General features: G+C 38.5%; 11 protein-coding genes and 5 pseudogenes. 7 read left to right on the top strand and 9 right to left on the bottom strand.

The window, feature by feature from the left end; translation table 11 throughout:
- On the bottom strand, positions 1-828 hold an 828-nt coding region (locus HMPREF0666_RS07645; protein WP_009011814.1), incomplete at its 3' end, for a transposase.
- Between the two features lie 162 nt (positions 829-990).
- Between HMPREF0666_RS07645 and HMPREF0666_RS07650 the strand changes: the two are divergent.
- The 3 genes and pseudogenes from HMPREF0666_RS07650 to HMPREF0666_RS07660 form a co-directional block, all read left to right on the top strand.
- Positions 991-1,443: pseudogene (locus HMPREF0666_RS07650) on the top strand (site-specific integrase); the annotation flags it as partial.
- Positions 1,444-1,455: 12 nt separating this feature from the next.
- Entirely contained in the window at positions 1,456-2,727 is a 1,272-nt protein-coding gene (locus HMPREF0666_RS07655) for a YhcG family protein (protein WP_009011816.1), read from the top strand.
- An 81-nt stretch (positions 2,728-2,808) separates the two neighbouring features.
- A complete protein-coding gene (locus HMPREF0666_RS07660; RefSeq protein ID WP_157600260.1) occupies positions 2,809-3,456 on the top strand; it encodes a hypothetical protein in 648 nt (215 codons plus the stop codon).
- On the opposite strand, the pseudogene HMPREF0666_RS07665 reads toward HMPREF0666_RS07660, so the two are convergent.
- The 6 genes and pseudogenes from HMPREF0666_RS07665 to HMPREF0666_RS07690 all read right to left on the bottom strand — a co-directional run bounded on the left by HMPREF0666_RS07665 (position 3,451) and on the right by HMPREF0666_RS07690 (position 7,936).
- Positions 3,451-4,114 (bottom strand): annotated as a pseudogene (locus HMPREF0666_RS07665) (hypothetical protein). The gene HMPREF0666_RS07660 and the pseudogene HMPREF0666_RS07665 sit on opposite strands and share 6 nt — an antisense overlap.
- Before the next feature lie 21 nt (positions 4,115-4,135).
- Positions 4,136-5,062, bottom strand: coding sequence for a relaxase/mobilization nuclease domain-containing protein (locus tag HMPREF0666_RS07670; protein ID WP_009011819.1), 927 nt, complete (start codon positions 5,060-5,062; stop codon positions 4,136-4,138).
- Positions 5,059-5,406 (bottom strand): plasmid mobilization relaxosome protein MobC, encoded by a 348-nt coding sequence (mobC, locus tag HMPREF0666_RS07675; RefSeq protein WP_009011820.1) that lies wholly within the window; start codon positions 5,404-5,406, stop codon positions 5,059-5,061. Before mobC ends, HMPREF0666_RS07670 begins: the two co-directional genes overlap by 4 nt.
- 102 nt (positions 5,407-5,508) lie before the next feature.
- Positions 5,509-6,399, bottom strand: coding sequence for a CHC2 zinc finger domain-containing protein (locus HMPREF0666_RS07680; protein ID WP_009011821.1), 891 nt, complete (start codon positions 6,397-6,399; stop codon positions 5,509-5,511).
- A gap of 182 nt (positions 6,400-6,581) precedes the next feature.
- Positions 6,582-7,634: an AAA family ATPase gene (locus tag HMPREF0666_RS07685; RefSeq protein ID WP_009011822.1), complete on the bottom strand. Its 1,053-nt coding sequence runs from the start codon at positions 7,632-7,634 to the stop codon at positions 6,582-6,584.
- A complete protein-coding gene (locus tag HMPREF0666_RS07690; RefSeq protein WP_009011823.1) occupies positions 7,631-7,936 on the bottom strand; it encodes a DUF3853 family protein in 306 nt (101 codons plus the stop codon). The genes HMPREF0666_RS07685 and HMPREF0666_RS07690 overlap by 4 nt, the downstream gene beginning before the upstream one ends.
- 357 nt (positions 7,937-8,293) lie before the next feature.
- Here HMPREF0666_RS07690 and HMPREF0666_RS16585 point away from each other — a divergent pair.
- The 4 genes and pseudogenes from HMPREF0666_RS16585 (at position 8,294) to HMPREF0666_RS07705 (ending at position 13,968) form a co-directional block, all read left to right on the top strand.
- Positions 8,294-8,496 (top strand): annotated as a pseudogene (locus tag HMPREF0666_RS16585) (helix-turn-helix domain-containing protein).
- Between the two features lie 9 nt (positions 8,497-8,505).
- Positions 8,506-10,458: a DUF262 domain-containing protein gene (locus HMPREF0666_RS07695; protein WP_009011824.1), complete on the top strand. Its 1,953-nt coding sequence runs from the start codon at positions 8,506-8,508 to the stop codon at positions 10,456-10,458.
- A 4-nt stretch (positions 10,459-10,462) separates the two neighbouring features.
- Positions 10,463-12,946 carry a DUF262 domain-containing protein gene (locus HMPREF0666_RS07700; RefSeq protein ID WP_009011825.1) on the top strand — a complete coding sequence of 828 codons (2,484 nt, stop codon included), beginning with the start codon at positions 10,463-10,465 and terminating at the stop codon, positions 12,944-12,946.
- A 14-nt stretch (positions 12,947-12,960) separates the two neighbouring features.
- Complete coding sequence (locus HMPREF0666_RS07705; RefSeq protein WP_009011826.1) at positions 12,961-13,968, top strand: virulence RhuM family protein; 1,008 nt, start codon at positions 12,961-12,963, stop codon at positions 13,966-13,968.
- A 613-nt stretch (positions 13,969-14,581) separates the two neighbouring features.
- Here HMPREF0666_RS07705 and HMPREF0666_RS18070 read toward each other — a convergent pair.
- Together HMPREF0666_RS18070 and HMPREF0666_RS16595 are read right to left on the bottom strand one after the other, a co-directional pair.
- A pseudogene (locus HMPREF0666_RS18070) lies at positions 14,582-14,797 on the bottom strand (hypothetical protein).
- A gap of 12 nt (positions 14,798-14,809) precedes the next feature.
- Positions 14,810-15,003: pseudogene (locus HMPREF0666_RS16595) on the bottom strand (IS1380 family transposase); the annotation flags it as partial.

Raw genomic sequence — 15,003 nt, forward strand, 5'->3', positions numbered from 1 at the left:
CATGCTGATGGACGTGACATCGCATTTCTCATAGCCAAGCTCAATGCCTTTCCATTCCTTCAACTGTCGGAAGTTCTCATAGCGACTGCCGCAGTTGGCAGCACGAATGTAGAACGTGTTGCAGCGCTGCTCTACGGTTTGTATGATTTCCTTTGAGAACGACCCGCAGTCAGCACGGAAACGCTCTATTACCACACCAAGTTCTGAGGTTACACGGTCCATAATGCGACGGAGCGTGTCTTCCTGATGGAATCTCACATTGGTGTTTCCGTCACGATTCTCACCTCCAACTATGATACCTCCAATGGAAGCCCAACCAGGAAAATAGCCATGGTCCTGCTTGTAGGAATACTTTGCATCGAACTTGTGGGCAGGAACAAACTGGTGGTCAAAGTCCAGGTCAACATGACTGCCCGCCTTTATAAGCCCCATTCTCCGTATCATCCGTAATAGTAAGGTGTTCAGCTTCTCTGCAGTGTTGAAACTATACGACTTGCCGGAGGTTTCGCACTTGTAGATAATGGTCCCTTCCGCAAGCTCCTTCAGTCCGCGCCCCACAGTGTCGGCACCGGGTAACAGCGTATCAGGTCTCTGCCTGAACTGCCCAATAAGCGCATTGATGTCCTCAAGGCATTCTCCACCACAAAGGTAGCTGAAGAAGAGAGAGCCGAAAATACTTCCATGGCTGAATGCCTTGCCGCGACTTCCACGTCTGCCCAATACGGATTCGGTAAGTTTTTCAAAGCCCAGCTTTGAGAAAACGTCCATAATATGATAAATTCCACCGAAAGAAGTGATATTCTCGTTTTTAATTGCTACCTTTGTCATATCAGATTTTTGCTTACTTGTTATGTTAGCAGCACCAAGATAGGTGAAATTTCTGACATATCCAAGTGTTTTGAGAACTTTGTTTCTCAGGCACTTGGAGTTCTTACAAGAATTTATGCTGCGGAATTAAGGGTTACAACAGTAGTATGTTTATGACCTCCAATACACAATCTAAGAATTTATGCTGCGGAATTAAGGGTTACAACAGTTAAGACTTCGGATAGTCTGATTATCGAGCTGAACAACCACAGCAAAGCGATACTTGACAAATATAAGGACGTGGCATTTGAAGATGACAAGGTGCTACCTGTCATTACTAACCAGAAAATGAACGATTATCTTAAAGAATTAGCTGAACTCGCAGGCATTGACGAACCTGTACGTCAAACTTATTATAGAGGTAATGAACGCATTGACGAAGTTACACCTAAATATGCCTTGCTTGGAACACACGCTGGTCGTAGAACGTTCATCTGTAATGCCCTCGCCTTGGGTATTCCTCCGCAAGTAGTTATGAAATGGACTGGGCATAGCGATTACAAGGCTATGAAACCATACATAGATATTGCGGACGACATCAAAGCGAATGCCATGAGTAAATTCAATCAATTATAATACCGAAATAATATGAGCCAAGAAATAAATAAAGCAGAGAAACAAGATTTATCACTCGTTGTTCAAGCCATCGGTACTGACCTTGAGCATACACAAGTACGCATGATTACTTCGGCTAATGCTGATATGCTCTTCCATTATTGGAAGGTGGGGCATTTTATTCTCTACCTCCAAAAGAAAGAAGGCTGGGGAAGTAAAGTGATTGACAACCTATCCAAGGCGATACACTCAAAATATCCAGATAAGAAAGGGTATTCTCGCAGAAATATCTTCTATATGTGCCAGTTTGCCAGTGCTTATCCGTTGGAAGTGCTGAAAGAAATGGATAGGATAGATAGCTTGCTCACGACTCCTACAGTAGAAAATGTTTTGAGCTTGACTAATGAACTCAATCAAATAGTGCAACAACCTGTTGCACTAATTCAATCTACAGATAATCAATCGAACACAATTACGCAACAGCCTGTTGCACAATTAGAAGAAGTTACTGAAACATTGTCAACAATCTATCACTGCGACATCAGTCAGATAGAGGAAATATTCAAGCATTCCGCCATTGTTCGCACTAACTGGGCGAGCCATGTTATTCTGCTTAATAATAAACTCCCTTTGGGCGAGTGCTATTGGTACATTTCGCAAGCGGTTGCAAATGGCTGGAGTCGCAATGTTCTGCAAATGCAGATTGAGACCAATCTTTTCACTCGGCAGATCACGGCAAAGAAAGTGAGCAACTTTTCTGTACGATTACCCAAACCGCAAAGTGACCTTGCCAACTATCTGATGAAAGACCCTTATATATTTGATATGATGGGACAGACAGATAAAATGGCAGAACGAGACATTGAACGGCAATTGGTTTCTCATATCACCAAATATCTTCTGGAAATGGGCAGTGGCTTTGCATTTGTGGCACAGCAGAAGCATTTTGAAGTAGGTGACTCTGATTTCTATGCCGACCTCATTCTCTATAATATCCAACTACACGCATACGTAGTTATCGAACTTAAAGCCACACCATTTAAGCCCGAATATATGGGCCAACTTAACTTCTACATCAATGTAGTGGACGATACTCTCCGTGGCGAGCACGACAATAAGACCATCGGCTTGCTCCTCTGTAACGGAGGTGACAAGGTGGTAGCGCAATATGCTCTCTCTGGTTATGATCAACCAATTGGTGTGAGTGATTATCAACTCTCAAAGGCTATCCCTGACAATCTAAAATCTGTTTTGCCTGCGGTGGAAGAGATGGAGAAGGAACTATCTAAAATAATAGGAAAATAATTTTAAAATTTATAGTATGCGAATGGAACTAAAAAAAACAAAATTATCCTCGAACGTGGGGATATGTTATACCGATATGGTTTGGAACAAAATTATCCTGATGTTTGGTGTAATAATATTCATAATTCAGAATATTCTTATAAAGAATATGGTAACAAAAATCAAATTGGAGCCTATTTTTTCTATGATAATGAATCTACTGCAAAGAGTGTTTTGGAAACCGCAATAAGAAAACAGGAAAGTAAAGGGGAAAGAGTTGAAACTGCAACTATTACATCTTGTGAGGTTCGTGAAGACATTGTGTTATTAGACCTATTTTCTGGTATAGAGAGGTGCTGTAACATGATAAGTGTTTTAAGAGAATTAAAATTAAATGTTGTGACTAATTCTTTCTATAATTATCAGAAAAAAACATATTATACCGAGATAGGGCATGACTTAGAATTGCTTTATTCAGAAAATTGTACTGAAAAACTAGGAGCAGCCGCAAGAATTAATGATTTCTTCTGTAGCAGGCACCCATTCCCATTGTTAGGGCAATCATTAACCGATTTTAAAAATGGAGTTGCTTTTAAGAAAATGCTCATTCACAACAATTGGGAAGGATATGTTTTTAAAGAGGAAGAAAGTAGTAACACTTATTGTCTCTTGGATGCAACAAAACTAACAGAACCTAGACATAAGTCGTTAAGTAGGAATGCTTTATTATCAAATATATCCGATCTATAATTTCTTCAAATGCTTTTTTAGATATCTTTGTTCTTGCTTGATTTTTTCCTGTTGTAATATCAACCCCCGCTTGCCGTTGCAGGGCTTGCCCATAGTCTACGACTTTTTGCTCCAACTGCTGAATGGCTTTGGGATTGCGATGCATTATGAAGATACTATCAAGATGAGCGAAGTCCAAAGTTGTGGCTTTACCTTTCATACGCAGATAACGATAACGCAGGTCATAATCAGAGGCTGTTTGCAGCTTGTTGGCTCCCATACCGAAGAACCAACAACTCACCATGACCAGCCCACAAACCAATAAGAGCAGCATACGCTCGGCTAATTGCACGCTTGCAAATAGCGAGTAGTTCTTAAATTCTACAGGCTTTTGTCGCTTGCTGATGAGTTCATGCAGCGTTTCAAATTTTGAGTCGAGTTTCTTACTTGATTGTGATAGTGCCTCCAAAACAAAAAGTTGATGTTCTTTGATTTTGGCTTGGGTTTCTTTCGAGAGATGGATTTGCGCGGTTTTTTGTGTTTTAACACTATCTCTCTTTGGATTAGATAGCTGTTCAGCAATAGTAGTGCGCAGTTCTGCTTGTGCCTTACTGATGGCTTTGCAGTCTTGTTTAAGTTCTTCGAGCATATCAAGAACAGGTGTTATTTCGTTATTCATACTGATATAAATTTGATGTGATTAAATTCTACGTTTGCGATTAGCTCTATTGCGAAGTTTCTTTTGGAAGCGGAGCTCATCAACATCTACGCCATTACTTGGTGTTGGCATAGAAAACACTTCACTAATTGCTTCAGATAGGTCGGTAATGAAATAGCTTTCATCTACAGAATCTACCATAGGCTCATTTTGTAGATTAGTTTTCTCTTGTTTGTGAGAATTTTGTTCTATCTCAGCATTGAGGCGAGAGAAAGAGCACGTTCGGTCTATCTTTGAGCCACTGAAACTACATCCGTCTTTTTTAAAGATGATTCCTTGAACAACATCGGTGTTGCCTTTCGTTTTGAAACGAGTGGTAATACCTTGTTGCTCTAACCTTGCAACAAAATCTTTCCAAGTCTGAGATTGAAGTAATATAGACTTAATGGTATCGAATATCTCGTATCGTAATTTATCCTCACCTCTCAATCTAGAGCGGTTTACCTCTTGCTTTCCTTCGCCAATGGTTAGACCATAACGCTCTGTCAGTTCTCTACAAATCTTTGTTGAACGATACTTTTCGTTGTGGTCGCTGATGGTTTTGCCATTGTTACCAATGCGATTGATACAAATGTGCAGGTGAGGATGATGGCGGTCACTGGGCCTTACGATAAGGCTCTGTGTGTCGCCATAGCCCATTTTATGAAGATATTCGTTGGCAATCTTCACCATTGTTGCATCTGTTAGTCGTTCTGAATCATGTGCCGAGAAAGAAAGTATAGTATGACAAACTGGTTTCTGTACACTTGGACGCATAGAGGCTTGCAAGTTGAATTCGTGTGCAATGTCATTTGGGAAAGAACTGCGCACGCCATTGGCTTGTAAAACCTTGACTTGACCTTCACGCTTGCTAAGCATATAACTGACAACTCCACTGAAGTTTGTTCCTTTAATAATCTTGGCAATCATGACTTCAATCGTTTCATAAGTTCGTGAATAAGTTGTTTCAGCGCATTCAGTTCTTCGCTGAGTGCAGAGATGCCGAAAGCATTGAGTCGATGGGCAATCTGGTTAAGATTGTTAGCCATACCAGAAACTGTACGGATGAGTTGCATTTCCTCTGGCTTGATTCGGCTCTTTATTTCTGCATTTGTAATGAGCAGCCGTAAAAACTCTGTTCGAGGAATTGAGGCTTCACGTGCTTTTCCCAACAAGGTGTAGTACTCCATTGTATTGAGCCGAAGAAGCACTTGGTATTTTCGCTTCTCTGATAAAGTCTTGGTAGGTCGTCCACCTTTATTCTTCTGTTCCATACTTTTATTTTTTGATGAGACCAACGGGATTTTTATCTCCCAATGGTGGGAGCAAGTAGGTTTTGAGATACTCAAAACACAAACTTGCTTCGCTGATAAACACTATATTCTGATACCACGCTTCGTGGTTGGTAACGAAGGTTGACTTTCTTGCACTTTAGATAGAGCAACGAGCCATTCGTTGAGATCTTTGTGAGTTCGATAGCGAACAGAACCATCTATGATAGATGGGCAAAACTGTTTCAAAACTTCAAACGATTTTCGTCCTGCATCATCATTGTCCAGAAAACTCTCAACTTGCTTGTAGCCTTTTATCTTCTCTTGAATACGTGGCAAAAGAGCCAGAGAATTGAGAACAATAGCATCACATGTTGAGGATGGATTTACTGTTTGCCACGAGAGAAAATCCATGAAGCCCTCAAAGATTTGCAAATGGTCTGTACCCTTACTGACAGTTGTAATGGCTTTCGGAGCTATACAACCTTTAAAATAAGGACTACGGATTTCCCATCCGTCAGCATCGTTTGCAAATCCTATGGCATAGTATGTCCGATTAGTATTATTGTAATGAACTTCAGAGCAGAACCTATTGGCAATGCTGAGAGATATTCCTCGCTCTGCGATGTAACGTAATAAATAAGGATTGGTAAGTGATTGCACAGATATGATTTCTAATTTGTGCTTAGAGGTTTTTCTTTTACCGCCAAAAGAAAAATCTTGATGCATTATTTGTTTTGAACCGATTAGAAGTTCAATAGCTTCGTTCATGGTACAATGCTGTAAAGCACGCACAAGGTCTATGATATCCCCATGTTCGCCAGTTCCAAAGTCATACCATTGGTTACGCTCTGTATTTACTTTGAATGATGGTGTACTTTCGTTGCGTAATGGGGAGCAGTACCAAAAATGAATTCCTTGTACTCGTGCAGGTGAATAACCTTGTTGCTGCAAATAATCTGTGATAGAGATTTGCTTGATATTTTGTATTTCCATTGTGATTTTGTTTTGATGTTTGAAATGAATAACTCTCAGCCTTTTTCTTTTGGAGGCTGAAAGGCTTAGGATTGGTCGGACAGTCGTACACTATAGGCACACCTTTACGTCCGACCAAGTTTGTTTCTCTTTGGTCGGATTGATTCAGGTATATATAGCCTGTGTCCGACCGACCAAAGGTTTTATTGTAGAGAATTATGGCTGAGTCGATATTTTCCTCGTTCTTCCTTAACCACTATGCCTTTGTTGAGCAAGAATTGCAAAAGTTCCTTGAGTTTAGTTTGCCCATAGGATAGCCCCACAATCTTAGCATAAGCCTCTTTGAGAGCTACGATAAGTTTACTATATGGCAAAATCTCGCTTGTAGAGAAGACTGATTCCAACGCTTTTCGATGTTCGTTAGTGCTTAACTCTTGGTAGGAGAAGCGATGTTGCTTTCGCTCATTGTCCGAATATGAGAGATCTATTTGGGGAATGCAAATATCGTATTCAACCTCCTTAAGTCGAAAGGCAAACTTTTCAAAAGGCTTGGAGCGGATGATGGAGGGTGCAACAATACTACGTTCAGGCATGGTGTTATCCTTTGTAATTTGCAGGACAGTCTCTGCCTTGTTGTTAAGTTCCGTCCCAATATGCCCACGTGCGTTGTCATCGCCCTTATTGAGGTGTAGCACGGTTTGGATGTGGATGTTTTGCTCGCTCGTCCATTGCATCAGTTCGCCCACTAACTTGGTTGCCTCCGTTGAATTGTTGATGTCAAGCATCAAATCCCGAATACCGTCAATGACAACCAAACCCACATTGGGTGTATTGTAAATGGCATAGCGAATGATTTCTCTGCGTTCATTAGGGTCAGCAATGGCTCTAAGATGACTGAACTTCAAATTCTGCGGTTCCTTGTCTATCGGCAGTTTTGCCAATCTCAAAATACGTTGCATCACAAGTTGGCAATGATAAGGGCTTTGTTCCGTATCAAAGTAAAGAATTGTGCGTTTACTCTCAGGAAATGATGCCTGATATTCCAGCACCTGCCCATTGACAAGGGCTGCTGCAACGATGGCACTCACATTGAAAGTCTTCTTAGCTTTCGCCTTACCTGTTGATACACTGAAGTTCCCCAGTGTGCCAATAATGGCTTCACCTGCTTGTAGTACAACAGGAGGAAGCGCAAACTCATCTGTTACATGAATGAGCGACTTTTTCCAAATGTTTTCATAATCTGTTGTATTCATCATCTTCCTCCTGTCTTTCGTCCTGCCAATTCCAGTGCAAGGTCAGCATCAACAATAATCTTACGACCGATTTGTGTAATGGCACGATTGATTTTACCACTCTGCTTGATACGGTTAGCTGTAGGTAGGCTACACCCGAAGAGGCGTGCATTGCCTGCCAACCCATACACATATCGCTTTTCTTCTTTGGAGGAAGCCTTAGCTGTTTCTCCACTCGTGGACATCTTTCCGTGTTGTGTGAGGAAGAGCAACTCTTCACCGGTCATCTGCCAAACAGGCTTATCCAGTAATTCCTTTATTGTCATAGTTCCATTATTTTGAAATGAAAAACTCGCCCTTGCGCATAGGGCGTTCAGTCAGCTCTGACGATGCAAAAGTAGAGGGCTTTTGATGTTATTCCAAGAGGTAGGGATATGACGGGATGTATCGGGAAATACAAGGAAATCAAAGACTATCAAAAACGCTCAATACATAGTCAAAAAGTGGGCTGTTTTGGACAAAAGCACGTTGTTAATTAATTATCACTGAATGTTTAAGAGATTCCTTATGGCTTCCTCTCACTGGAAAAACTATTTTTAGTAGCGTGAATGTTCTATTTTTCTTCGTTTTATTCATTATAAGTTCATATCTTTGTAACTAATATTGAGATATACAATCATCTAATGGGACAGAAGAAAGAACATAGCAACCTCATTAAGGAACATTTGAATAAGCGAGGTATTACCCAAACGTGGCTTGCAAAAGAGTTAGGTATGAGTTTCAGTATCACTAAGCCTACGTCTGCAACCGCAAGCAGCCTAATCTTACCACCATCTTTAAAGTGGCGGACTTGCTCAATGTTTCATCGAAAGAATTAGTAGAATAAAACGACTATATGGGAAATAATATCAAACAATATGCTATTGGCGAAATCCTTGACGGTAGATACTTTTATATTCCTGCCTATCAAAGAGGTTATAGATGGACAGAAAAACAAGTCGGGGATTTACTCAGAGATTTGCTCAGCTTTGCTAATGATAGTAAAAGTGATGAAGATTTTTATTGTCTACAACCAATTATTGCATGTCCTATAACAGAAGAAAAGAAATTGAAAGAACTCTTCAAAAGTGTTTACGACAAAAATTTATTAGAAAAAGGCGTATGGGAAATCATTGATGGACAGCAAAGACTCACTACCATATTTCTACTTTATAAGTATCTTATTGCCAAAAAGGGATGGAATGCAGAAACTCTGAAAGAAGAGGAAGATGGTAAAGAGCTATATCATATTTTCTATGCGACACGTGAAGACTCTGCAACTTTCTTGGAAAGTTTGAATCTTGACATAGTAAAAGGTGGAGATGATTTTAAAAGCAACATCGACTTTTATCATATGGCATCAGCATTCAAACTCATTGATAGCTGGATCAAGAATGAAGGCAAAGAGATAAATCAGCGATATAAACTTGGTGGTAGTTTGGAAACAGTCAGAAGTTCATTCTTTACATTACTCAATGGTATGAGAGATACAAAGAGTGGTTCTGTCCAGGTTTTGTGGTATGAATTGTCTGAAAACAAATCACAAAGTAGCATAAAGGAGTTTCAAAAAATCAATACAGGCAAAATTAGATTAACTGATGCAGAATTGATTAAAGGACTTTTCTTGCTTAATAGAAATTTTGAACAAAGTTCCAAATACATTAGGCAATCTACCCTTGCTATAGAATGGGAATTTATTGAAAATACTCTTCATGCAAATAATTTTTGGTATTTTCTCCAGAAGAAAGGAACAGATATGCCAAACCGCATTGACTTACTTTTCTCACTGATATACAAAATTCACAAGATAAAAGACTCTGAAGAAGAACTTTTTTCTGATATTTTGAAAGAAGCCGATAATGATATCCTTGATACAAGAAAGAGTGTGATTTTCAGATATTACTGTGATATGTTTGAAGGTAAGCAAGGTGAAGAATTGCAAATTGCTGTAGCAGAGGCATGGAAAGAAGTAATGACATTATTTAGGACACTTGACGATTGGTTTTACACTCCTGCTACTTACAATTATATTGGGCTATTAAGTCAATGTGGTGAAGATATAACAAGACTCATTTTTTATTATGATCATATGCCTGAAAATGCAACCCAAGAGGATTTTATCGATTATCTCAAAGACCGAATCAAGTTCTATTTAAGAAGTATAAAAAGAGACGAAGAAGGCAAAATCGTTACATCATATAAAGACAGAAAAAACATTTATCGCATTCTTTTGACATTGAATATACATCTCTTAAATGTTCAAAACTCGAAACTTAAATCAGAATCAGATATATATAAATTCCCGTTTGATGTACTCAACGCACAAGATTGGGACATTGAACACATAGATTCATTCCACACTAATGCTCTAAAGAAAGATGAACTCAAAAGGGAATGGATAGAAACCGCAAGGAGTGATAGAAAAGACTTTTTATCTGTACAAGAACAACAAGAGATTGACCAAAAACTGGAAAATAAAGAATATGATACAGTCATTGATCTTCTTAAGAAAAATGCTGGTGAAACAGAGATGGATGAAGAAATCAAGAACAGTATCGGAAACCTGACACTATTGGATGCAGAAACAAACCGCTCGTATGGTAATAGTTTGTTCTGCACAAAACGCCGTATCATTATTGATAGAATAAAGCAAGGAGTATTTATCCCCGCTGCCACTCAATATATTTTCTCAAAATTTTACGATGACAAAGGTACAAATCGGTCCATTTGGGCAAAGGAAGATATGGAGTCGTATCATAAATACATTATATGTATGTTAAACGAATATTTACCTGAATACAATCAATAAAGGCATGGACTATAGATTTTCATTTACAGATCTTTTCACAAGGGAAGTTGACTTTGACAAAGATAATCAGGTTAAAGTTTCAAGTATTGTAATACCTCAGATTCAACGACCATACGCACAAGGACGTACTGACGGAGTATGTACATACATCAGAAATATGTTTCTTGATGAAATCTTTGAAAACCTCACCAGTGGCAATGATGACATTTTCGACCTTAATTTTATATATGGCATTATAAAACCAAATAATAATGAATATAGAATGGAACTGTTGGATGGTCAACAAAGACTGACCACACTTTTCTTATTATATTGGTATATTACAAATGCAGAATTAGATATTAACCAGCCTGAAAGTAAATTTATCAGGGATTGTCTTTCAAAATTCCTTTATGAAACAAGAACAACATCTACAGTCTTCTGTCAAGAATTATCATCATACAAGGTAGAATTAGGGAATAAGACTCCCAAAGAGGTTATTCGTAATTCTAAATGGTATTTCAAATCATTTGATCGTGATAGCACAATCAGTGCAATGCTTACGATGCTCAATGCTATACATGATAGATATACACAGCAGAAACAAAGAAGTCTTTTCGCAAAACTTCAGAAGCTCCAATTCTACGTGAAGTCACTCGGGGTATTCAACCTATCTGAGGAATTATACATAAAAATGAATGCAAGAGGTTTGCAGCTAAGTCCGTTTGAAAACTTTAAAGCCGATTTGACAAATTTCATCTCACAAAAAGAATATGGTCATTTTCAAGAAATGATGCCACTATACAAAGATGGTACTGCTGATGAAGTATCGTTCCACTTCAACTTTTCTGTCAAATTAGATGCGAAGTGGGTTGACATATTCTGGAAGAATGGTGCGGAAGATTTTGATAATGCCTACATGAGCTTTTTCTCACGGTTCTTCGCTTGTAAATATATTATTGCAAGCAAGAATGATGTTAGCGACAGGGATATGCGAACCGATAAAACCATTAGGATTCTCTACACTAATGCAGAAGAACAAATAGGCGGCAATGAGTATTGGGGGTTCAAACCATTTAAAACATTATTAGATGAACACCCTGAATATGTTGAAACCTTAGACAAAGTGCTGGATGTGTTGTATTCTAACGAAAGAATAATCTATAAAAATATGCTTCCTATATGGGATAAAAATAATGAATTGGCAGGCGACGACTTCTATTGCAATACATCATCCAAGATAAGTCATATAAAACTCATTGCTTTATCGGCTGTGATTGAATATATAGAAGCAATGGATAGTTTTGACATATCTACATTTGAATGTTGGATGAGAGTTGTATGGAATGTAATAGAAAATACAAACATTGATGGTCTAACCCCCGTTTCATCCTTGATTCGTAAACTCTCTATGGTCATTCACTTTGTAGCAACAAAAATGGGAACTGAAAAATCCTTCTACAAAGCATTAAGCCAATGGGGGATAGAAAATTCTACAGAAAAAGAAAATCGCGCTTTATTAGAAGAGGTTGAAAAAGCAAAACGTATTTCGGAAGATCCACTTTGGGAAGATATATGGAAAGATGTTGAAAAACACCCTTTCTTTAAGGGAATGGTAACATTCTTCTATGATCCTGCTATGTCTAAACAAGATTATGCACATAATGCAAAATTTGTGAAGAGTATGTTTGATGAGAAAGGAATCACAAAAGAATATAGAGACAAACATATCCTTATTCGAGCAATAGTAAGCCAATTTAATACATGGAATGAAGTTAATCAATTATATGTAACGGAAAGAGCGGAAAATAACAAATTCTTAAAAAATATTCTTGCATCTAATGAAAAAGTTAGAGCTATGTTTACACACATTGCAAACAATAATTCTATATTAGACGTAAAAGCGAACCTTCAGCATTATATTGATGATGCCAAGGAACCTCAAGCATGGGAGGATGCAGATACAAATGGTATCCTTGCTTTTGAAACTGCAACAAAACGTTTGCGGAAAGACATTAAAATGTATGATTGGATCTCCAAAGTAGAACGTGAACGAAATGGATGTTTCCGGGTATATTGGTTTGAGGGGCATATTATGTTTGCCATTCCAAGAAAATGGTATGCCAAAATCGCTCTTGATACAGAAAGAGCAAAGATGGCAAATGACCTTTGCGAGAGTTATGGCTTTGAATTCTGGGATGAGGAGCAGAAGGCAATGTATGACAAATACAAAGATTGCTTTGGAAACTATATCTGGATAAAACAGGACAGAGCTAATTGCACATTGTGGATACGCTTTGATTTAAATCATGAGCTAAAGATTCAAATAGAGTGTAAAACAAAGAAGTATGCAAAGGAGTTGTATGAAATATTTGACAGTACAAGTTATATAGACGAAGGGGAAAAATGTATTCAATTTGAAAACTTGACTCATTACACAAAATGTAAGACATACAACAAACTCTGTAAAGTTATAGAATCTATATATGAAGCCATACCAGAAGCTTAAAGGAAGGTTGCAATATGATGAAGAATAACAACAATCTCATCATTTACCAAGACGACAATGGCTTGATAAAGGTTAATGTGCGCTTTGCTGACGAAGATGTATGGCTCACGCAAGGGCAATTGGCAGAGATTTATGATACAACACAACAGAATATCGCCCTACATATCAAGAATGTCTATGCCGACAAAGAATTGGCAGACGAGGCAACTCACAAGAAATACTTGTTAGTTCGACAGGAAGGCAATCGCAATGTCCAGCGCAATATCGACCACTACAATCTTGATATGATCATTGCGCTGGGCTATCGAGTGCAATCGCAAGTAGCAACACGCTTTCGCCGTTGGGTTACCGAGCGACTGCATGAATATATACAGAAGGGATTTGCGATGGATGATGATCGGCTGAAACAAGGAGGCAACCGCTATTTTCGTGAATTGCTACAACGCATTCGAGATATTCGGGCATCAGAGCGCAACTTTTATCAGCAGGTAACAGACATCTACGCCACGTCTGTGGATTATGACCCGCGCACTGACCTCACCCACACATTCTTCGCTCCTGTGCAGAATAAACTCCACTATGCCGTACACGAACACACGGCTGCAGAAATTATCTACGACCGTGTGGATAGTGAAAAACCCCTCGTTGGCATGACCAATTTCAAAGGCAACTATATTACTAAGGATGATGTAAAGATAGCTAAGAATTACCTCACCGAAAAAGAACTGCAACGGCTCAACCTACTTGTGTCGCAATTTTTAGACTTTGCCGAGTTCCAAGCCCTTGAAGAACGTCCCATGCATATGGCAGATTGGATTTCAGCTCTTGACAACCAAATCATAGCTCTGCAACGCAAACTGTTGGAAGGAAAAGGATGTGTATCGCATCAAGAAGCAATAGAAAAAGTCGAGCGAGACTTCAATATATACCGCCAAAGAGAAATGGCTCAACTTGAAAGCGACTTCGACAAAATGGTAAAGCGACTTCCCAAAGGAGGACAGAATCCTCTTCTAAAAGAATAATATTCTTTTATTTGAAAACTATTATGATGTAACTTTTCCTTGATAATGAAGTTTTTGATTTTAAAACATTAAACACGTGTTCTGACGAGAAGTAATTGAAAATAAATATGGCACATAACCCCAAACTCAATGTTTACATAATTAGTCTTAAGCCTAAAAAGCAAGATGAAAATAAAACCTTTAGAGAATTTTTGAAAGAAAAATATGCGAAGAACTCAGACACGTCTGATAAGGCTCTAATGATATATCTTTTTACCTCTTTCATTAATGGTGTGGGACAAGACGAATTTCATAAAGATGACAAAAGTAAAAAAGTCATTGGCATAGACGATGGTAATATGCTGCCAATGACTCTATATTCAGATACTTGGATGATAGATGGTGTTATTGAAGGAGGTAAGTATGGTATATTAAGAGAGTATCAAGACACAGAGAAAAAAGAAGGTAAGACAGAAATTAAACCGAATTATGCAGTCTTGGATAAGTATTACATACTTTTGAACCCTATCTTAAATGACAAGTATGCAGTGTTGCTAACTCAATCCTATACAGAAGAAAGTATTCAAGGTCCTATAAATGAATTCATAAGAGAATTATTGGGAGGATGTGATAATTACTTTAAGGTAGATGTGGAACCATTTGTTCCAAAACGGCTCAAAGAAAAATATGACCTCAAATCCGCAACTAAGCCCTTGAAGGTTCTTATTGCGTTTACACGTCCTCTCATTACTGAATTTGCAGATAATTTGAACTTGAAGCACCCACTTCTGCCTACAATATCCCCTTACCCCACAATGTGACTTGAGGCAATACACAATATCATTCCCATAAGTTGTAGGCACTATCCAAAATCAGTCTGGAAAACATCTGCGTAAGCATAATTACAGGTATAGATATTCAGCACATACCGCCTTGATGTCTTGATCCACTTGGCTGGTACAGAGATAAACCTGAAGACAAACGCTTTTATGCGACTTGTTACATTGAGTCCGAACTTCTTTAGTCAAGTCTTTGAATAATGGCCTTGTAAAAGTT

It is taken from the genome of Prevotella sp. C561 (genome assembly GCF_000224595.1).
Lineage (GTDB): Bacteria > Bacteroidota > Bacteroidia > Bacteroidales > Bacteroidaceae > Prevotella > Prevotella jejuni.

Bases quoted from the DNA above. Each gene is read 5' to 3' on its own strand.
- HMPREF0666_RS07685 (WP_009011822.1), bottom strand. From the start codon at position 7,634: ATGATGAATACAACAGATTATGAAAACATTTGGAAAAAGTCGCTCATT.
- HMPREF0666_RS07690 (WP_009011823.1), bottom strand. From the start codon at position 7,936: ATGACAATAAAGGAATTACTGGATAAGCCTGTTTGGCAGATGACCGGT.
- HMPREF0666_RS07680 (WP_009011821.1), bottom strand. From the start codon at position 6,399: ATGGAAATACAAAATATCAAGCAAATCTCTATCACAGATTATTTGCAG.
- HMPREF0666_RS07700 (WP_009011825.1), top strand. From the start codon at position 10,463: ATGGACTATAGATTTTCATTTACAGATCTTTTCACAAGGGAAGTTGAC.
- HMPREF0666_RS07695 (WP_009011824.1), top strand. From the start codon at position 8,506: ATGGGAAATAATATCAAACAATATGCTATTGGCGAAATCCTTGACGGT.
- HMPREF0666_RS07655 (WP_009011816.1), top strand. From the start codon at position 1,456: ATGAGCCAAGAAATAAATAAAGCAGAGAAACAAGATTTATCACTCGTT.
- HMPREF0666_RS07670 (WP_009011819.1), bottom strand. From the start codon at position 5,062: ATGATTGCCAAGATTATTAAAGGAACAAACTTCAGTGGAGTTGTCAGT.
- mobC (WP_009011820.1), bottom strand. From the start codon at position 5,406: ATGGAACAGAAGAATAAAGGTGGACGACCTACCAAGACTTTATCAGAG.
- HMPREF0666_RS07705 (WP_009011826.1), top strand. From the start codon at position 12,961: ATGATGAAGAATAACAACAATCTCATCATTTACCAAGACGACAATGGC.